This window comes from Kitasatospora sp. CB01950 (genome assembly GCF_001905465.1).
Classification (GTDB): Bacteria; Actinomycetota; Actinomycetes; order Streptomycetales; family Streptomycetaceae; genus Kitasatospora.
The window spans coordinates 1-18,556 of record NZ_LISX01000001.1; the positions used below are offsets into that span (position 1 = coordinate 1).

Annotated in this window: 17 protein-coding genes; 7 read left to right on the top strand and 10 right to left on the bottom strand. The window is 72.7% G+C overall.

Translation table 11 applies throughout. From position 1 onward, the window contains the following. Nucleotides 1-13 precede the first annotated feature (13 nt). The 3 genes from AMK19_RS00005 to AMK19_RS00015 all read right to left on the bottom strand — a co-directional run bounded on the left by AMK19_RS00005 (nt 14) and on the right by AMK19_RS00015 (nt 1,415). A complete protein-coding gene (locus tag AMK19_RS00005) occupies nt 14-214 on the bottom strand; it encodes a hypothetical protein (RefSeq protein ID WP_073807029.1) in 201 nt (66 codons plus the stop codon). Between the two features lie 176 nt (nt 215-390). After that, nucleotides 391-1,053: a thiaminase II gene (tenA, locus tag AMK19_RS00010; RefSeq protein ID WP_083646398.1), complete on the bottom strand. Its 663-nt coding sequence runs from the start codon at nt 1,051-1,053 to the stop codon at nt 391-393. Nucleotides 1,054-1,097: 44 nt separating this feature from the next. Beyond that, nucleotides 1,098-1,415, bottom strand: coding sequence for a cupin domain-containing protein (locus AMK19_RS00015; RefSeq protein ID WP_073807032.1), 318 nt, complete (start codon nt 1,413-1,415; stop codon nt 1,098-1,100). 105 nt (nt 1,416-1,520) lie between these two features. On the opposite strand from AMK19_RS00015, the gene AMK19_RS00020 reads away from it, so the two are divergent. After that, entirely contained in the window at nt 1,521-1,898 is a 378-nt protein-coding gene (locus AMK19_RS00020; protein ID WP_073807033.1) for a phage holin family protein, read from the top strand. A gap of 85 nt (nt 1,899-1,983) precedes the next feature. Here the strand turns inward: AMK19_RS00020 and AMK19_RS00025 are convergent, their stop codons facing one another. Beyond that, entirely contained in the window at nt 1,984-2,406 is a 423-nt protein-coding gene (locus tag AMK19_RS00025; protein ID WP_073807035.1) for an SsgA family sporulation/cell division regulator, read from the bottom strand. Nucleotides 2,407-2,721: 315 nt separating this feature from the next. Here AMK19_RS00025 and AMK19_RS00030 point away from each other — a divergent pair, with 315 nt between their 5' ends. Further along, nucleotides 2,722-3,249 (top strand): NUDIX domain-containing protein, encoded by a 528-nt coding sequence (locus AMK19_RS00030; protein WP_073807037.1) that lies wholly within the window; start codon nt 2,722-2,724, stop codon nt 3,247-3,249. Here AMK19_RS00030 and AMK19_RS00035 read toward each other — a convergent pair. From AMK19_RS00035 to pdhA, 4 genes are all read right to left on the bottom strand, one after another. Then, nucleotides 3,246-4,634 (bottom strand): globin domain-containing protein, encoded by a 1,389-nt coding sequence (locus AMK19_RS00035; RefSeq protein WP_241844173.1) that lies wholly within the window; start codon nt 4,632-4,634, stop codon nt 3,246-3,248. The genes AMK19_RS00030 and AMK19_RS00035 overlap by 4 nt on opposite strands. A gap of 171 nt (nt 4,635-4,805) precedes the next feature. Then, entirely contained in the window at nt 4,806-6,125 is a 1,320-nt protein-coding gene (locus tag AMK19_RS00045) for a dihydrolipoamide acetyltransferase family protein (RefSeq protein ID WP_073808217.1), read from the bottom strand. Between the two features lie 5 nt (nt 6,126-6,130). Then, nucleotides 6,131-7,138, bottom strand: a complete 1,008-nt coding sequence (locus AMK19_RS00050) for an alpha-ketoacid dehydrogenase subunit beta (RefSeq protein WP_073807042.1) — start codon at nt 7,136-7,138, stop codon at nt 6,131-6,133. Next, nucleotides 7,135-8,286 carry a pyruvate dehydrogenase (acetyl-transferring) E1 component subunit alpha gene (pdhA, locus tag AMK19_RS00055; protein ID WP_073807043.1) on the bottom strand — a complete coding sequence of 384 codons (1,152 nt, stop codon included), beginning with the start codon at nt 8,284-8,286 and terminating at the stop codon, nt 7,135-7,137. The genes AMK19_RS00050 and pdhA overlap by 4 nt, the downstream gene beginning before the upstream one ends. Before the next feature lie 147 nt (nt 8,287-8,433). Between pdhA and AMK19_RS00060 the strand changes: the two genes are divergently transcribed. Next, nucleotides 8,434-8,901, top strand: a complete 468-nt coding sequence (locus AMK19_RS00060) for an Lrp/AsnC family transcriptional regulator (RefSeq protein WP_073807045.1) — start codon at nt 8,434-8,436, stop codon at nt 8,899-8,901. Nucleotides 8,902-8,992: 91 nt separating this feature from the next. Here AMK19_RS00060 and AMK19_RS00065 read toward each other — a convergent pair whose 3' ends face one another. After that, the gene (locus tag AMK19_RS00065) at nt 8,993-9,577 is read right to left on the bottom strand and encodes a TetR/AcrR family transcriptional regulator (RefSeq protein ID WP_073807046.1); all 585 of its coding nucleotides are present in this window, start codon (nt 9,575-9,577) and stop codon (nt 8,993-8,995) included. 381 nt (nt 9,578-9,958) lie between these two features. Here AMK19_RS00065 and AMK19_RS00070 point away from each other — a divergent pair, with 381 nt between their 5' ends. Together AMK19_RS00070 and paaN are read left to right on the top strand one after the other, a co-directional pair. Then, on the top strand, nt 9,959-11,311 hold the full coding sequence (locus AMK19_RS00070) for a hypothetical protein (protein ID WP_198953144.1): 1,353 nt from the start codon (nt 9,959-9,961) through the stop codon (nt 11,309-11,311). 231 nt (nt 11,312-11,542) lie between these two features. Next, on the top strand, nt 11,543-13,234 hold the full coding sequence (gene paaN, locus AMK19_RS00075) for a phenylacetic acid degradation protein PaaN (protein ID WP_073807049.1): 1,692 nt from the start codon (nt 11,543-11,545) through the stop codon (nt 13,232-13,234). A 94-nt stretch (nt 13,235-13,328) separates the two neighbouring features. Here paaN and AMK19_RS00080 read toward each other — a convergent pair whose 3' ends face one another. Further along, on the bottom strand, nt 13,329-14,573 hold the full coding sequence (locus tag AMK19_RS00080) for a glycosyltransferase (RefSeq protein WP_241844175.1): 1,245 nt from the start codon (nt 14,571-14,573) through the stop codon (nt 13,329-13,331). A 129-nt stretch (nt 14,574-14,702) separates the two neighbouring features. Here AMK19_RS00080 and AMK19_RS00085 point away from each other — a divergent pair, with 129 nt between their 5' ends. Both AMK19_RS00085 and AMK19_RS00090 read left to right on the top strand, forming a co-directional pair. Then, entirely contained in the window at nt 14,703-16,178 is a 1,476-nt protein-coding gene (locus AMK19_RS00085) for an FAD-dependent monooxygenase (protein ID WP_073807052.1), read from the top strand. Between the two features lie 182 nt (nt 16,179-16,360). After that, nucleotides 16,361-18,529, top strand: coding sequence for a protease pro-enzyme activation domain-containing protein (locus tag AMK19_RS00090; protein WP_073807054.1), 2,169 nt, complete (start codon nt 16,361-16,363; stop codon nt 18,527-18,529). Nucleotides 18,530-18,556 lie beyond the last annotated feature (27 nt).

Below are 18,556 nucleotides of genomic sequence, written 5' to 3' on the forward strand. Positions count from 1 at the left end.
TACGAGACAGAGCCTAGTTCTTGGCGGCCTTCTTGATCAGGATCACCACTGCGGCCGCGATGCCGACCAGCACCAGGACGTTGACCGCGAAGCCGATCGCTCCCAGCACCGCGCCGACAATGGTCCAGAAGATCTTCCAGGCGATCACCAGCAGGACGATCGGGACGACGATGTTGCGCACCCACGAGGGCAGCGACTTCCAGAACTCAGCCATGTCCGTACCTTCTCCCCTCGGGCTCGGTGCCGGTGGTTCCGGCTGCGTTCCCGCTCCCTCGATCTCGACACTTCGATCGTAGGTCGCCCGGACGGGTGAATCGAGGTTTCCCGGCCCGGAGAGAACCCGGAGATCCATCCCTGAGCCCCGGCCCGGGAGAACCCTCAGGGTCAAGGTCAGACCGGCCAGGTCTCGCCCTGCCAGGCGGCGTCCCAGAACATCCACTCGTACCGCGAGGTGGTGGTGAAGTGCTCGATCACGCGCCGCCGTTCGCCCGCCGAGAGGTCCTCGCCGATGCGGTCGGTGAGTTCCAGGACGCGGCGCACCACGGCCTGGAACTCCTCGCCGCCGTACGCGGCGATCCACTTGGCGTACAGCGGGTCGGGGGAGGAGCGGCGCAGCAGTTCCTCGCCGACCCGGGCGTAGATCCAGTAGCAGGGCAGCACCGCGCCGAGCGCCTCCGCGAAGGAGCCGCCGTAGACGGTGGCCAGCAGGTAGCTGGTGTAGGCGCGGGTGGTGGGGAGCACGGGTTCGGCGGCCGCGGCCGCGCCGTCCTCGCCGAAGGCGTGCAGGAAGTCGGCGTGCATCTCCTGTTCGGCGGCGATCGCGCCGACCGCGTCGTTGCAGAAGGCCAGCACCTCGTCCTCGCCGGGGGCCTTGGCGGCGCACACCGCGAGCGCCCGGGCGTAGTCGCGCAGGTAGTGCGAGTCCTGGACGACGAAGTGGCGGAACGCGGTGCGCGGCAGGGTGCCGTCGGTCAGGCCGGCCAGGAACGGGTGGTCGAGGATGCGGCCGTAGATCGGCTCGACGGCCGCCCACAGTTCGTCGGTGAGTGTCACTGGCTGCTCCTCGTTCGAATGCTCAAGTGCGGTGCGCGGCACGGTCAGTCCTCCGGCGGGGAGAACACCACCAGTACCCGCAGTTCCTCGGTGATGTGGTGGAAGCGGTGCTCCGTCCCGGCGGGGACGAACACCACGCTGCCGCGCGCGACGGTCGCGGTCTCCCGGCCGACGGTCAGCTCGGCCCGGCCGCTGACCACCAGGTAGATCTCGTCCTGGGCGTGCGGGGTCTGCGGGTCGGTGTCGCCGGGGGAGAGCGCGTACAGGCCGGCGGACATCGTCGGCTGCTTCAGGAAGCGCAGGTACGCGCCGTCGCCGGCGGCGCGTTCGGCGTCGAGTTCGTCCAGCCGGAACAGCTTCATCGGGGCACGGCTCCTCTCCCGGTCCGGGCCCATTCAACAACACTCCGCATCACGGTTGTTCGGGGGAGCTTCCGCACGACGCGCGGGCCTGCCACCATCCGCAGCATGAAGAATTTCGTGATCAAAACGCTCATCAACGCGGTGGCGATCTGGATCGCCGCCTGGATCGTCAATGGGATCACGCTGGCGGGCGGCGACTGGCAGCACAAGACGGTCACCGTGCTCGCGGTGGCACTCGTCTTCGGTGTGGTGAACTTCTCCGTCAAGCCGCTGGTGAAGCTGTTCTCGCTGCCGCTGTTCATCCTCACGCTGGGCCTGGTCACCTTCGTGATCAACGCCCTGATGCTCTGGCTGACGTCCTGGGCGTCGGACCGGCTGAACCTGGACTTCCACGTGGAGGGCTTCTGGGCGGCCCTGCTCGGCTCGCTGATCATCAGCCTGGTCTCCTGGGGCCTGCACCTGGCCTTCGGCGACGACGACTGAGGCCAGGTGCAGGCGGCGACCGACCGGCCGTCGGACAGCTCCCTGCGGCTGTCGGACGGCCGGTCGCGCTACCGGCAGTGCGGTGTCAGCTCTCGCGACCGGTGGCGGACAGGATGCCGGCCAGCTCCTGGGCGAGGTCGCCGGCGGCGGTCTCCTGGCCCATCGGCACCACCAGGTCGGTACGGGCGAGGAAGGCGAGGAGTGGCGGGGCTGCGGCCCGCATCCGGGCGTCGCCGTCGGGGGAGCGCAGCACCAGGTCGACCTGGGAGAGGTCCTCGCCGACGGGGTGGATGTGCACGTCGCCCTCGCCGCTGGCCCGGCCGATCCCGTCGACCAGCAGTTCGCGCGCGAAGACCCAGGTGACCGGTTCGTCGCCGGGCAGATGGAACGTGAGCCGGACGGCGAACGGGTCGCCGCCGTCGTAGTCCAGGTCGACCGCGATTCGGAAGGAGAGCTCGCTCGACACCACGAGGTGCATCGCCATATGGGCTCGGACCGTGCTGTGCATGCGCCAGTACCTCTCGTTCTGCCCGCCCGGCACGCCGAGGGTCGAGCGGTGGGGTCGGGCATCTATCGGATGGCTGTCGGTTCTTTGTCCCCGGATTCCCTGTTCGACCTCATCGTCCTGGTTTGACGGCGATGTGGACAAGGTGTGCTTTTTCAAATGGTGAACGAACCGCCCCACCGGGGCGGCGCATGATGGTGACGAGGGGGGAGGTCGGCGGAACGGACTCCTCCGATCCGTTCCCGCGTGCGGGTTTCGTACCCACCGGCACGCGGGAGACTCTCCCGCACAACGCACGCGCCACCGGAGGTGGGAGCCATGTCGGGCCCGGTCCGTCCTGTCGTCAAGCGCACCGCCCGCGCGATCCTGCTGGAGTTCGATCCGGCCGCCCCGCACGCCCCCGCCTCGCTGGTGCTGATCCGCCGGGTCCGCCCCGGCTCCCCGCACCCGTACTGGATCACCCCCGGCGGCGGCGTCGAGTCCTCCGACGCCAGCGTGATCGACGCCCTGCACCGCGAGGTGGACGAGGAACTCGGCGCGAAGATCACCGACGTGGTGCCCGCCTTCGTCGACACCGTCGCGCACTCCCACCACGAGGACGGGACGCCCGCCCACCCGCACGGCGTGAAGGTGCAGCACTTCTTCGTCTGCCGGCTCACCGACTTCGACCCGTCCCGCCGCCACGGCCCCGAGGTGGAGCAGCCGAACGGCGAGTACGCGATCGTCCGGGTGCCGTTCACCCGCGAGGGCGTGACCTCGGTCAACGTGGTCCCGCCCAGCCTCCGCGCCTACCTCGCCGCCAACATCGAAGGCATCCGGGCCCTGCTCGCCGAAGACCTGAGCTAGTCCCCCGCCAGGTCGTGCCGGACGGCGTCGGCCGGCATCCCGCAGCGGCGCAGCGCGGCCGCTCCGGCGCGGACCATCGCCTCCGGGCCGCTCAGGTACGCCGCGTAGCCGTGCCACGGGGCGTACCGGGCGACCACGTCGGGGAGCTCGCCGGCCGGCGTCCCGTCCGCGCCGCCGCCCTCGGAGAGCACCGCCCGGACGGTCAACCAGGGGTGCCGGACGGCCAGTTCGCGCAGTTCGGGGAGCCGGTACAGCCCGGCGGCCCGGCGCGCGCCGTAGAACACCTCGACCCGGCGGCCGCCCGGCCCGTGCGCGGCGACCTCCTCGACCAGGGCGGCGATCGGCCCGATGCCGGTGCCGCCGCCCAGGCAGAGCAGGTTCTCCCCCGAGCTGTGGTTCACCGTCATGCCGCCCTCCGCCGGGCCCAGCCGCAGCACGTCGCCCGGCCGCGCCCGGTGCACCAGGGCGTTGCTCACCCAGCCCGCCGGAACGGCCTTGACGTGCAGCGTCAGCAGCCCGTCCGCACGCGGCGCCGACCCGAACGAGTAGGGCCGCCAGACCCGCGGCCACCAGGGCGTCTCCACCGCCGCGTACTGCCCGGCCCGGTACGGGTACGCCTGGTCGGGGCGGAGCGTCAGCACCGCGACGTCGTCGGCGGCCTGCCGGTGCCCGACCACCTCGGCCTGCCACCACGCGGGGGTGGCCCGCGTCTCCTCCAGGCCCTCGACCAGCAGCCGCGACACCAGCGCCAGCAGCCGCCGCCAGGCCGCCTCGGCCCGTTCGTCCCAGGCGTCGCCGCCGTACCGGGCCAGCGCCTGCACCAGGCACTCCTCGGCCGAGGCGTAGTACCCGGGCAGCGCGCCGTAGGTGTGGTGGCGGCGGCCCAGCGGCACCAGGTGGGCGCGCAGCGCGGCCGGGTCGTCGCCGTGCCGGACGCACTCCTGCAGGGCCCGGAACAGCAGTTGGCGCTGCTCGTCCATGGCGGCCGGGAACACCGCCCGCAGCTCCGGGTGGCGCAGGAACATCAGCGCGTGGAACTGCGCCATCGTCCGGTCCGCGACCGGCTGCACGGCCGCCAGCACCGCCCGGATCGACGCCAGCTCCGCCGCGTCCGGCGGCTCCACGGGCGCGACCGGCCGCACCGCGCCGACCGGCTGCACCGGGGCGGGCCCCGGGCCGGGCATTCCCCACGCCCGGGACCAACGGTCGCCCGGGCCGACCCAGTTGGGCGTCCGGGTCGGCCGGAACAGCGACTCGACCGCGGCGGGCGAGGGCGGCGCGGGGGCCGGCGGCGCGGGCACCGTCGGCGGCCGGGTGGGCTTCGCCGGGACGGCCGGCACGGGGGTGAGCGGCCTGGTGTCGAGTGCGAGCTGACGAGTAGCCAAGGGAATCGTTCTGCTTCCGGTCGACCGATCTGCTGACGCCGTCAGCACAGTGCCACCGGCCGCACAGCAGATCAGGCAATTCCGGCAAAATCCGGACAACCGGACCCTCGGACCGCTACCCTTCCCCGCCCGGGTGCGGCGCGCACCGGGCGCTCCGCACCCGAACCGGGCTCACAGCCCCCGCAGCAGCATCCCCGGGCGCTCCACGCAGTCCGCGACGAACCGCAGGAACCCGCCCGCGGTGCCTCCGTCGCAGACCCGGTGGTCGAAGGTGAACGACAGCTGGGTGACCTGACGGACCGCCAACTGCCCTTCGTGCACCCACGGTTTCGGGGTGATCCGGCCCACCCCGAGCATCGCCGCCTCCGGGTGGTTGAGGATCGGCGTGGAGCCGTCCACCCCGAACACGCCGTAGTTGTTCAGCGTGAACGTCCCGCCGGTCAGCTCGGCCGGGCCCAGCGACCCGGCCCGGGCCGCCTCGGTCAGCCGGGCCAGCTCCACCGACAGCCGTTCGGTGCCCAGCAGTTGGGCGTCCCGCACCACCGGCACCAGCAGCCCGCGCTGCCCCTGCGCCGCGAAGCCCAGGTGGACGGCGCGGTGCCGGCGGACGGCGTCGCCCTCGACGCTGGAGTTGAGCTCGGGGAAGCGCTCCAGGCCGGCCAGGCAGATCCGCGCCAGCAGCGCCAGCACGCTCACCTTCGGGCCCGGCACCTGGTTCAACTGGGCGCGCAGTGCCATCAGTTCGGTCGCATCGGCGTCCACCCAGCAGGTTGCCGCCGGGATCTCCCGGTGGCTGCGGGTGAGCTTCTCCGCGACGGTGCGGCGCAGTCCGCGCAGCGGGACCAGCTCGTCGTCGGTTCCACGCGGAACCTCCGCCGCCCCGACCGCTGCCGGCTCGACCGCTGCCGGCTCGACGGCCCCTGCCCGTTCGATCGCCCGCTCGACGTCCCGCCGGGTGATCAGCCCCTCGGGACCGCTGCCGGCCACCCGCGCCAGGTCGAGCCCGTGCTCGCGGGCGATCCGGCGCACCAGCGGCGAGATCACCGCCAGCACCGCCGGGGCGGACGACACCGCCGGGGCGGACGGCGCGGGCGGTGCCACCACGGGAGCGACCGGAAAGGCAGGCGCCGCGGCGCCGCCCGGCACGACCCGGCGGCGGCCGGCCCGGCGGGTCTCGGCCACGCCGTAGCCGACCAGCGGCCGTTCCACCTCGGGCTCGGGCGCGACGTCCTCGGACACCTGCCCGGGCGCGACGGCCACGGTGACCAGCGGCGCGCCGACCGGCACCTCCTGCCCGACCTCGCCGAACCGCGCGGTGACCACGCCGCCGTACGGGCAGGGCACCTCGACCACCGCCTTGGCGGTCTCCACCTCCACCACCGGCTGGTCCACGGCGATCACCTCGCCGACCTCGACCATCCAGCGCACCACCTCGGCCCCGGTGAGTCCCTCACCGAGGTCGGGCAGCGTGAACTCGCGGACCACCGGCATCGCCATCACTCCTCCCACTGCAGCCGGGCGACCGCGTCCAGGATCCGGTCCACCCCGGGCAGGTGGTGGTGCTCCAGCATCGGCGGCGGGTACGGGATGTCGAACCCGGTGACCCGCAGCACCGGCGCGGCCAGGTGGTGGAAGCACTTCTCGGTCAGCCGGGCGGCGATCTCCGCGCCGGCCCCGCCGAAGCCGGTGGCCTCGTGCACGACCACGGCCCGGCCGAGCGAGCGCACCACCTCGCAGGCGGTGGCCTCGTCGAACGGCACCAGCGAGCGCAGGTCCAGTACGGCCAGGTCCCAGCCCTCGGCCTTCGCGGCCTCGGCGGCCTCCAGGCAGACCGGCAGCGACGGCCCGTAGCTGATCAGCACCGCGGAGGTCCCGGGCCGGCGCAGCACCGCCTTCCCGATCGGTTCGACGCCCGCCGCCGGGTCCCACTCGGACTTGCCCCAGTACAGGCGCTTGGGCTCCAGGAACACCACCGGGTCGTCCGAGGCGATCGACTCCCGCAGCAGCCCGTACGCGTCGGCGACGGTGGCGGGGGTGACCACGTGCAGGCCGGGGGTGTGCGCGTAGTACGCCTCGGAGGCGTCGCTGTGGTGCTCGACGCCGCCGATGCCGCCGCCGTACGGGACGCGGACGGTGATCGGCAGCGGGAGCTTGCCGGCGGTGCGGTTGCGCATCTTGGCGACGTGCGAGAACAGCTGCTCCAGCGCCGGGTAGGCGAAGGCGTCGAACTGCATCTCGACGACGGGGCGCAGCCCGTACATGGCCATGCCGACGGCGGTGCCGAGGATTCCGGCCTCGGCGAGCGGGGTGTCCAGGCAGCGGTCGGCGCCGAATTCGGCGGTCAGGCCGTCGGTGATCCGGAAGACGCCGCCGAGGGCGCCGACGTCCTCGCCGAGCACGTGCACGGACGCGTCGGCGCGCATCGCGTCGCGCAGGGCGGTGTTCAGAGCCTGCGCCATGGTGCCGGTGCGCAGGCCGTGCTGTTCACGGGTGACGGTGGTCATCGAGTGTGCACCTCGGCCTCCGCGGCCAGCTCGGCGGCCAGCTGCGCGGCCTGTTCGCGCAGCTGCTGGGTGGGTTCGGCGTAGACGTGCGCGAACAGCGACATCGGGTCGAGGTCGGGGTCGGCGTGGAACTCGGCGCGCATCCGGGCGGCCAGTGCCTCCGCCTCCTCGGCGGCCTCGGCGACCAACTGGTCGTCCAGCAGGTCGCGTTCGCGCAGCGCGTCCGCCAGCAGCCGGATCGGGTCGTGGGCCTGCCAGGCGGCGACCTCGTCGGCCTGCCGGTAGCGGGTCGCGTCGTCGGCGTTGGTGTGCGCCTCGACGCGGTAGGTGAGCGCCTCGACCAGGGTGGGGCCGCCGCCGTTCCGGGCGCGTTCGACGGCCTCGGTGAGTACCTGGTGGACGGCCGCGGCGTCGTTGCCGTCGACCAGCCGGCCGGGCATGCCGTAGCCGACCGCCTTGTGAGCCAGGGTCGGCGCGGCGGACTGCCGGGTAAGCGGGACGGAGATCGCGTAGCCGTTGTTCTGCACCAGGAAGACCACGGGGGCGTGCAGCACGGCGGCGAAGTTCAGGCCTTCGTGGAAGTCGCCCTCGCTGGTGCCGCCGTCGCCGAGCAGGGCCAGCGCGACGGTGTCGTCCCCGGCCAGCCGGGCGGCGTGGGCGAGGCCGACGGCGTGCGGGACCTGGGTGGCCAGCGGGGTGCAGAGCGGGGCGGTGCGGGTGGCGCGCGGGTCGTAGCCGGTGTGGGCGTTGCCGCGCAGCAGGGTCAGCGCCTGCAGCGGGTCGACGCCGCGGGCGACCACGGCGAGGGTGTCGCGGTAGGAGGGGAACAGCCAGTCGTCCTCGCGCAGCGCCAGGGCGGCGGCTATCTGGCACGCCTCCTGGCCGGTGGACGCCGGATAGACGGCGAGCCGGCCCTGCTTGGTGAGGGTGGTGGCCTGCTGGTTGTAGCGGCGGCCGGCGACCAGCCGGCGGTACAGCTCGCGCAGCAGGCCGGGGTCGGCCTTGTCCGCGGCGGGGGTCCCCAGGACACGCAGCGGTTCGGCGTCCGGCAGCAGCGGGGCGGGGTCGGTGCGGGGCGCGGTGGCGCCGGGCAGCCAGCCGGGCACCAGGTCGGGGTCGGCCTGGTCCCTGTGGTCCAGAACGGTCATGTGGGGCACCTCCGGGGTGGTGGGGGCTCCCTACCGATTGTTCGGTCGTCTGTTCATCTTGACCATATCCACGCCAAGACGGTGGACAGTCGGCCGAAAGGGCGGTCTGCTGGGGCCAGCACGTCCAATCGCGAGGGGTGGGGGGCCATGTCGGCTGAACAGGTGTCCAGACTCGACCGTGTCGACCGGTCGATCCTGCGGCTGCTGCGGCAGGACGGTCGCGCCTCGATCCGCTCGGTCGCCGAGCGGGTGCACGTGTCCCGGGCGAACGCCTACGCCCGGATCTCCAGGATGGTCGAGGACGGGGTGATTCGCGGCTTCACCGCCCGGATCGACCACGAGCGGGCCGGGCAGACCGCCTCCGCGTACGTGACGCTGCGGATCGTCCAGAACTCCTGGCGCACCGTGCGCGAGCAGCTGCTGCAGCTGCCCGGGGTCGCGCACATCGCGCTGGTCGGCGGCGACTACGACGTGCTGATGCTGGTGCACACCGCCGACAACCGGGAGCTGCGCGAGCTGGTGCTCGGCAGCATCCAGTCGATCCCGCAGGTGCTCGGCACCCGCACCATGCTGGTCTTCGAGGAGACCGACCACATCCCCTCGGACGCCCCCTGAGCCCGGCCGACGGCGACCGGCTCGTCCCGGTGCGCAGCCCACGAGGTGAGCAGGTCGCGCAGCGCCCCGGGTTCCTCCGGATCGACTGCGCTCACCGGGCCCGCAGACCGCCGAAGGCCAGCCGGACCACGGCCTCGGGCAGGTCCTCCACGCCGCGCTGGCCGGGGCGGTACCACTCCACCACCGAGTTGATCATGCCGAACAGCAGCCGGGTCGCCAGCCGCGGTTCCACGTCCGCCCGCAACTCGCCCGCGTCGACGGCCTGTTGGACCAGTTCGGCGACCCGGTGGTCGAAGTCGCGGCGCCGCTCCAGCGCCCACTGCTCGGTCACGGTGTTCCCGCGGACCCTCAGCAGCAGTGTCACGTACGGCAGTTCGGCCAACAGCACCTCGGCGGTCCGCCGCACCACGTGCTCCAGCCGGTCCACCGGCCGGCCCCGGACGGCCGCCGGCTCCTCCAGGATCGCGAACAGCGCGTCCAGCGCCCGTCCGACCGCCAGCCGCAGCAGCTCCTCCTTGCCGCGCACGTGGTGGTAGATCGAGGACTTGGAGATCCCCGCGGCCCGGGACAGGTCCTCCATCGAGGTGCCGTCGTAACCGCGCTCGTTGAAGACCCGCACCGTGACGGCGAGCAGCGACTCGACCGTGTAGGAGGCGCGCGTGAGGTTTTCGGCCATGGCAACGAGTATCGCCCCGTCCGCTCCGCCCCGTCAGCCGGGGTACGGTTCCCGGCCCGCCGTCGAAACGCCCGGCCCGGGAGTTCCGGCCGCCCGAAATCGGCGCAAAAATCAGGAATAGCGAGTCACGTCCGGCCGCATTTGCCAATACGTGCCGGGTTCCGCCCGGGAATTCCCCGCATTGCTCCGGCAGTACCGCCGACCGGCCCGATCGCCGCTGGTACGGCCGCTACCAGGAGTGGTTCCACCGGTGGCCCGGGCGGCGCCGCGCGGAGGCCGACCCACCCGCCCCGCAAGGCCTTTGGCCAGCCCTGACGCAGCCTTACACTGTCCGCACCGCCGCCCCCGGCGGCCCGAAATGGCACAGGATGGAGGCGGCCCGTGGGTGTCGTCCGGCAAGGGATGGCGGGTCGTCCACCGACCTCCGCCGAGAGCGCGACCGAGAGCGCGACCACCACCGAGGCCGACCTCCCGGTCGAGGCGGACGAACCGGCGGAGGAACCGGCGGAGGAACCGGCGGAGGAAACCGCCGACGACCGCGAGCCCGGCTCCGCGACGGCTTCCGGATTCCGCGCCGCCGCGCACCGTTTCGGCCCCGCGCTCGCCCTGTACGGCGCGGTGAAACTCGCCGGATTCGCCGCTTTCATGTGGCTGCTGGAAACCAGCGGCCACTACCGGACCACCGACCCGCGTTTCGGCGGCGGCGTCCACCCCTGGGATGTGCTCGGCACCTGGGACGGCCTCTGGTACGAGAAGGTCGCGCAGCTCGGCTACGACCCGCAGCTCATTCCGGAGCAGGGTTTCTTCACCATCAAGCAGAATTCCGCCGCGTTCTTCCCGATGTATCCGGGGCTGATCCGCCTGGTGACGAACACCGGCCTCGGCCTGTACGGCGCGGGCATGCTGGTGTCGATCGTCGCCTCGTTCGTCGCCGCGGCCGGCATCTTCGCCGTGGTGTCCCGGCTGTACGGCCACCGGGCGGGCGTGATCGCGGCCGGCCTGTGGGCGGCGTTCCCGGGCTCCGGCGTGGAGTGGGCGGTCTACTCGGAGTCGGTGTTCGTCGCGCTGGCCGCCTGGGCCTGCTTCTTCGTCATCGACCGCAACTGGCTGAGCGCCGCCGTGGTGGCCTTCATGGCCGGCCTGGCCCGGCCGAGTTCGGTGCCGCTGATCGCCGGCGTGGCGCTGGCCGCCGCCGTCGCCCTGTGGAAACGCCGCGACGGAGTGGTCGGACCGCTCACCGCGATCGTGCTGCCCCCGATCGGCTGCCTGGGCTACCTGGCCTGGGTCGGCTACCGGATGGGGCACCTGGACGGCTACATCACCCTGCAGCGCGGCGGCTGGCTGCACTTCTTCGACTGGGGCCGCTACACCCTGCGGGCGGCCACCAACGTACTGCGCGGCGAGACCAACTACCTGTTCGCGTACCCGACCGAGGACCTGATCGCGGTCGTGGTGCTGTTCTCCCTGCCGATCCTGCTGGTGTCCCTGATGTCCAAGCGCCCACCGCTGGTGCTCGCCGTCTACACCCTGGGCACGCTGGTGATGGTGCTCGGCAGCCAGCAGATGTTCGGCACGCTGTCCCGCTTCGTCCTCCCGATCTTCCCGCTGCTGATCCCCCTCGCGGTCGCCCTCGCCCGCGTCCGCCTCCGCAACCTCGCCACCGTCCTCGGCGTCGCCGCCCTCTCCTCCGGCTGGTACGCGGGCTACGTCATCTTCCAGCTCGGCATCCCGTAAACCGCCGAACCGCCGCTCGCGCCCGGCCGGTTCGGCGTGAGCGGCACCGCCGGAAATCCGTCGAACAGGCAGGCGCAGCCCACCGGGATCGCCGACCGCCCGCACCCCGAGCGGCGCCCGCACAGAAGTCTCCGCAACCGACGAGGACCGGGGGTTTGAAGAACCCTTGCACCGACCGATCGTTCGGTTACCCTGAGCTGTGTCCCGCCCCGCCCCCGTGAGGAGCGCACCATGGCCGCCGCGACCCCCCAGCCGGTCGACGAACTGATCGCCCGCCACCAGGACACCCTCGACCACGCCGTCGCCGCGGCCGGGTCACGCGACTACTGGTCGCCGTACCCGGAGTTCCCCAAGGCGTACGGCGAGAGCGCCGCCGCCGACGGCAAGGCCGCCTTCGACGCCCTGCTGGGCCGCGAGTTCGAGCTGCCCGGCCACCCCGACGGCGGCGAGCCGGTGACCGGCGAGGCCTCCCCGTACGGCATCGAGCTGGGCATCGGCTACCCGCACGCCGAGCCGGACGCGCTGCTGGCCGCGCTGGAGGCCGCCCGCCCCGCGTGGGCGAAGGCCGGCCCGGCCGCCCGCGCCGCGGTCTGTCTGGAGATCCTGGCCCGGATCAACGCCCGCTCGCACGAGTTCGCGCAGGCCGTGATGCACACCACCGGCCAGGCCTACGGCATGGCCTTCCAGGCCGGCGGCCCGCACGCCCAGGACCGCGGCGTCGAGGCGGTGGCGTACGCGTACGCCGAGCAGACCCGGCTGCCGCGCTCCGCGCAGTGGACCAAGCCGCAGGGCAAGCGCGACCCGCTGGTGATGACCAAGGAGTTCACCGCCGTCCCGCGCGGCACCGCGCTGCTGATCGGCTGCAACACCTTCCCGACCTGGAACGGCTACCCGGGCCTGTTCGCCTCGCTGGCCACCGGCAACGGCGTGCTGGTCAAGCCGCACCCGCGGGCCGTGCTGCCGCTGGCGCTGACCGTGCGGATCGCCCGCGAGGTGCTCGCCGAGGCCGGCTTCGACCCGAACCTGGTCTGCCTGGCCGCCGAGCGCGAGGGCTCCGCGATCGCCCAGGTGCTGGCGGTGCGCCCCGAGGTGAAGCTGATCGACTACACCGGCTCCACCGGCTTCGGCGACTGGCTGGAGGACAACGCCCGCCAGGCGCAGGTGTACACCGAGAAGGCCGGCGTGAACACCGTCGTGGTCGACTCCACCGACGACTACCGCGGCATGCTGAACAACCTGGCGTTCTCGCTCAGCCTGTACAGCGGCCAGATGTGCACCACCCCGCAGAACCTGCTGATCCCGCGCACCGGCATCCGCACCGAGGACGGCGAGCGCTCCTACGAGCAGGTGGTGACCGACCTCGCCGCCGCCGTCGACGGCCTGCTCGGCGACGACGCCCGCGCCGCGACCATCCTCGGCGCCGTGGTCAACCCCGGCGTGCTGCAGCGCAGCGCCGCCGCGGCCGGCGGCGAGCTCGGCGAACTCGCCCTCGCCCCGCGGGTGGTGGCCTCGCCGGAGTTCCCCGGCGCGACCATCCGCACGCCCGCCCTGGTGAAGGCCGACGCGGGCAAGCCGGACGACCTCGCGCGCTTCCTCACCGAGTGCTTCGGCCCGATCGCCTTCGCGGTCGCCGTCGAGTCCACCGCCGCCGCCGTCGAGCTGCTGCACCGCACCACGGTCGAGCACGGCGCGATGACGGCCGGCGCGTACACCACCGACCCCGAGGTCGAGACCGCGCTGATCGACGCCTGCCTGGACGCCGGCGTCTCGCTGTCGCTCAACCTCACCGGCGGCGTGTACGTCAACCAGACCGCGGCCTTCTCCGACCTGCACGGCACCGGCGCCAACCCGGCCGCCAACTCGGCCTACTGCGACGCCGCGTTCGTCGCCAACCGGTTCCGCACCGTCGAGATCCGCAAGTAGTCGGGGTCCGCAGACAGCGGACGCGCACCGCGGGCCCGGACGAATCCGTCCGGGCCCGCGGCGTTCCCTGCCCCAGGGGGAGTTCGGCAGGGAGTCAACAGGGCCGCCCGCGGCGCGGGTTGAACACCCACGCCCGCAGCAGCACGAACCGCACCACGGTGGCCGCCGCGTTGGCCGCCACCAGCACGCCCAGCTCCAGCCCGCGCCCGGCCCGCGGCGAGGCCGCGTGCAGCGCCGCCACCGCCCCGCTGGTCAGCGCCAGGCCCACCAGGAACGCGATCCCGCCCTCCAGTTGGTGCTTGAGGGCGTCCCGACGGCCCGTCACGCCGAAGGTGAAGCGCCGGTTCGCCGCGGTGTTGAACACGGCGGTGACGCCCAGCGCCAGCGCGTTGGCGAGGAGCGCCGGCAGCGGCCGCCGCAGCACCAGGAACAGCAGCAGGTAGGCCAGCGTGCAGAGCACCCCGATCACGGCGAAGCTGACGGACTGCCAGCCCAATCCCGGCGGCACCTGGGCCTGTCGCACCCGGGCCGGCAGGTCGACGGCGCCCCGGCCGGCCAGGGTGTGCCGGGCCACCCGCAGCATGCCCTTCAGGTCGTCCAGCGCGGTGCGGACGATGTCCACCCGGCTGTCCGGGTCGTCCACCCAGTCCACCGGCACCTCGTGGATCCGCAGCCCGGACGCCTCGGCGAGCAGCAGCAGTTCGGTGTCGAAGAACCAGGCGTTGTCCTCGACCCGTTCCAGCAGCCGCTTCACCACCTCGGTGCGCCCGGCCTTGAACCCGCACTGCGCGTCGGAGAACTTCGCGGCCATGGTGGCCCGCAGCAGGAAGTTGTAGGTCCGCGAGATGAACTCCCGCTTCGGGCCCCGCACCACCGCCGAACCCCGGTGCAGCCGGCTGCCGATGGCCAGGTCGCTGTGCCCGGACAGCAGCGGCGCGACCAGCGGCAGGAACGCGTCCAGCCCGGTGGACAGGTCGACGTCCATGTAGGCCACCACGTCCGCCTCGCTCTGCCCCCACACCTGCCGCAGCGCCCGGCCGCGCCCCTTCAGGTCCAGGTGCACCGCCCGGACCTGCGGGAACCGCTCGGCGAGCGCCGTGGCGACCTCCCAGGTGCCGTCCACCGAGGCGTTGTCGGCCACCGTGATCAGCCAGTCGTACGGGAAGGTCTCCGCCAGGTACGCCTGCAGCCGCTCGACGCAACGCTCCAACGAGTGCTGCTCGTTGTACACCGGCACCACGATCTCCACGAGCCGGGTTCTGACCGCGGCCACGGCCGCGGACCGGCCGTCGACCGCCGGAACGGAGCGGAGCGGGTGACGCATCGCTGGCTGAGTCATGGGAAGGAGGTTCACAGCCCCGAATGGGGCCGCGATGATGGCAGTCTGAAAGCGCTCTGAGAACCCGAAAGCCGTGGGACTCCGGTCCGTTGACCACCGGCCGACGGGGGATGACGACGGGAGAGACGGATGTCCGAGACGGAGTTCACCGCAGACGTGGTGGTGGTCGGGGCCGGCCCGACCGGCCTGCTGCTGGCCGGCGATCTGGCGGCGGCCGGACTACGGGTGACCGTGGTCGACAAGCGTGCCGAGGAGTCCAACCTGACCAGGGCGTTCGCGGTGCACGCCCGCACGCTGGAACAGCTCGACGCCCGCGGCGTGGCCGACGAGCTGATCGCCACCGGCCTGACCATGCCGTCCCTGCAGGCCTTCGGCCGGCTCCGGGCGGACTTCTCCGCGCTGCCCACCCGGTTCCCGTTCGTGCTGGTCACCCCGCAGTCCCACACCGAACGGGTGCTGCGCGACCGGGCCGTCAAGGCGGGCGCCGAGCTGCGCCGCGGCTCCGAACTGTCCGGCCTGCGGCAGGACGCGGAGGGCGTCACGCTGACCGTCCGCACCGCCGACGGCGAGCAGCGGCTGCGTTCGCGCTACGCGGTCGGCGCCGACGGCGTGCACTCCGCGGTGCGCGACCTGCTGGGCATCCCGTTCCCCGGCGAGTCGGTGGTCCGCTCGGTGATGCTGGCCGACGTCCGGCTGGAGCACCAGCCGGAGGAGCCGCTGACGGCCGGCGCGACCGAGCGCGGCTTCGTCTTCCTCGCCTCCTACGGCGACGGCTGGCACCGGGCGATCGGCTGGGACCGCGACCACCAGGTGGCCGACTCCGAGCCGGTGGTGCTCGCCGAACTCGCCGACCTGATGCGCGAGGTGACGGGCCGCGACCTGGGCCTCGCCGAGGCCCGCTGGACGTCCCGTTTCCACAGCGACGAACGGCAGGCCCCGAGCTACCGCTCCGGCCGGGTGTTCCTGGCCGGCGACGCCGCGCACTGCCACTCCCCGGCCGGCGGCCAGGGCATGAACACCGGCCTGCAGGACGCCGCCAACCTGAGCTGGAAGCTGGTCGCCGCCGTCCGCGGCTGGGCCCCCGACGCGCTGCTGGACACCTACCAGACCGAGCGCCACCCGGTCGGCCGGACGGTGCTGCGCAGCTCCGGCGCCCTGGTGCGGCTCGCCCTCGGCCGGAACGCCACCACCCGGGTGCTGCGCACCGCGATCGGCGCCGTCGCCGAACACCTCGGCCCGCTGGCCGAGTTGGGCGCCAAGCAGATCTCCGGCATCGGCTACGCCTACCCCGCCGAGAAGGGCGCCCACCCGCTGGCCGGCCGCCGCGTCCCGGACCTGCGACTGGCCGTGGACGCGCCCGGCGGCCCGTCCCGGCTGTACGAGGCGCTGCGCGCCGGGAAGGCCGTGCTGATCAGCAACGACGAGCTGTCGGTGGCGGACTCCTGGGCGGAGCGGGTGGTCACCGCCGCCCCGGCCGACCCGCACGGCAAGCTGCGCGACACCGTGCTGCTGGTCCGCCCGGACGGCTACGCGGCGTGGGCCTGCGTCGACCCGACCCGGGGTGAGCTGCGGGCCGCGCTCAGCCAGTGGCTCGGCCGCCCCTGATCCTTATTCACTGAATTGATCTGTGGACATTCTGTTCATTCACCGAAGCCGTGCAGCGCTCCACAGTTGACTGTTCTTTAGTAAGCAATTGCCCAGGCATGGGCCAATTCCTGAAGGTTCTCTGAAAGATTCTGGCGAGCGTTTTCGAAAACCGGAACGCCCCCAGACTTCCGGAGGACCCCGTGCGACCCCGCTCGCTCGCCCTTGCCGCAGCCCTGGCTGTCCTGCCCCTGACCGCCGTCTCGCTCGGCGTCGGCACCGCCCAGGCGGCGCCGACGCCGAACGCCGGCTCCCGGGTGGCGCTCCCGCAGACCGTCACCCCGGCGGTGGCGCGCTCCCACAAGCAGGGAGACGTCCCGGCCGACCGGAAGATATCCGTGGCCGTCAGCCTGAAACTGCGCAACACCGCCGAGTTGGACCGATTCCTCGCGGCGGTCGGCACGCCCGGCACCCCGGAGTTCGGGCACTATCTGACGCCGGAGCAGTTCAACGAGCGTTTCGGCCCGACCCAGGCCGACGTCGACCAGGTCCGCGCGTTCCTCGCCGCCCAGGGCCTGAAGGTCGACTCGGTCAGCGCCAACCGCCAGGTGGTGAACGCCAGCGGCTCGGCCTCGAAGGTCGCCGCCGCGTTCGGCACCCACGAGTCGACCTACAGCGACCCGCAGCAGGGCAACCGGACCTTCTTCGCCAACGACGCCGCCGCCACGCTGCCGGCCTCGCTGGCCGGGGTGGTCGAGGGCGTCAGCGGCCTCAACGACCACACCGTGCGCACCACCCGGATCGCCAAGCCCGACGCGGCCACCCCGCACGCCACCCCGAGCGGCTTCGGCCCGGCCGGCTACGACGGCGCCTACCGCCTCGACCAGCTGGGCGCGGACGGCACCGGCAGCACCGTGGCGCTCTGGGAGTTCGACGGCTACAAGTCCTCCAACCTGACCACCTACGACAGCCAGTTCGGCCTGTCCGGCCCGGCGGTCAGCACCGTCTCGGTGGACGGTGCCAGCTACGACTCGAAGCCCGGCGACGGCCAGGGCGAGGTCGAGCTGGACTCGGAGATCGTCCGCGGCGTCGCCCCCAAGGCCACCCAGCTGGTCTACGAGGCCCCCAACAGCGACCAGGGCGAGATCGACATGGCCGCCAAGATCGTCTCGGACAACCGGGTCCAGGTCATCTCCATATCCTGGGGCTCCTGCGAGCCCGACACCACCGCCTCCTCGATGACGGCGGTGAACAACTCCTTCAAGCAGGCCGCCGCCCAGGGCATCTCGATCTTCTCGGCGTCCGGCGACGACGGCTCCCGGGACTGCACCCGCTCCACCTCGGGCTCCTCCGTGAAGGCCGTGGACTTTCCCGCCTCCAGCCCGTACAACACCGGCGTCGGCGGCACCAACCTGAAGGTCTCCGGTACCGCCTACAGCTCGGAGAGCGCCTGGAGCACCGCCGGCGGCGGCGTCTCCACCCAGTTCGCCAAGCCGACCTGGCAGACCGGCACCAACGTCACCGGCACCATGCGCACCGTGCCCGACATCGCGTCCAACGCCGACCCGAACAGCGGCTTCGCGATCTACACCCAGGGCACCAGCAGCGCCGGCTGGCAGGTCTACGGCGGCACCTCCGCGGCCGCCCCGCTGTGGTCCGGCTTCGCCGCGCTGTACAACCAGAAGGCCAAGGCCGCGTCCAAGCCCAACCTGGGCGAGGTCAACCCGAAGCTGTACACCGTCGCCAACAGCAGCTCGTACGGCACCGCGCTGCACGACGTGACCAGCGGCTCGAACCAGGACTTCGCCGCGAAGACCGGCTACGACCAGGTCACCGGCTGGGGCACCCCGATCGCCGACGGCCTCGCCAACGCCCTGCTCGGCACCGGCGGCACCACCCCGCCGCCCACCGGCGGCTGCACCGCCGCCCAGCTGCTCGGCAACCCCGGCTTCGAGACCGGCACCGCCGCCCCGTGGACCACCAGCACCGGCGTGGTCGACAACTCCGCCTCCGAGGCCGCCCACAGCGGCTCCTGGAAGGCCTGGATGGACGGCTACGGCTCCGCCCACACCGACTCCGTCTCCCAGTCGGTGGCGATCCCGGCCGGCTGCAAGGCGACGCTGTCCTTCTGGCTGCACGTCGACACCGCCGAGACCAGCACCACCACGGCGTACGACAAGCTCACCGTGTCGGTCAACGGCACCTCGGTGGCCACGTACTCCAACCTCGACAAGAACACCGGCTACACGCAGAAGAGCATCGACCTGTCCGCCTACGCCGGACAGACCGTCACCGTGAAGTTCAACGGTGTCGAGGACGCCTCGCTGCAGACCAGCTTCGTCATCGACGACACCGCGCTGAACGTCTCCTGACCCGCGTTCAACGCGGGTGCCGGGAGG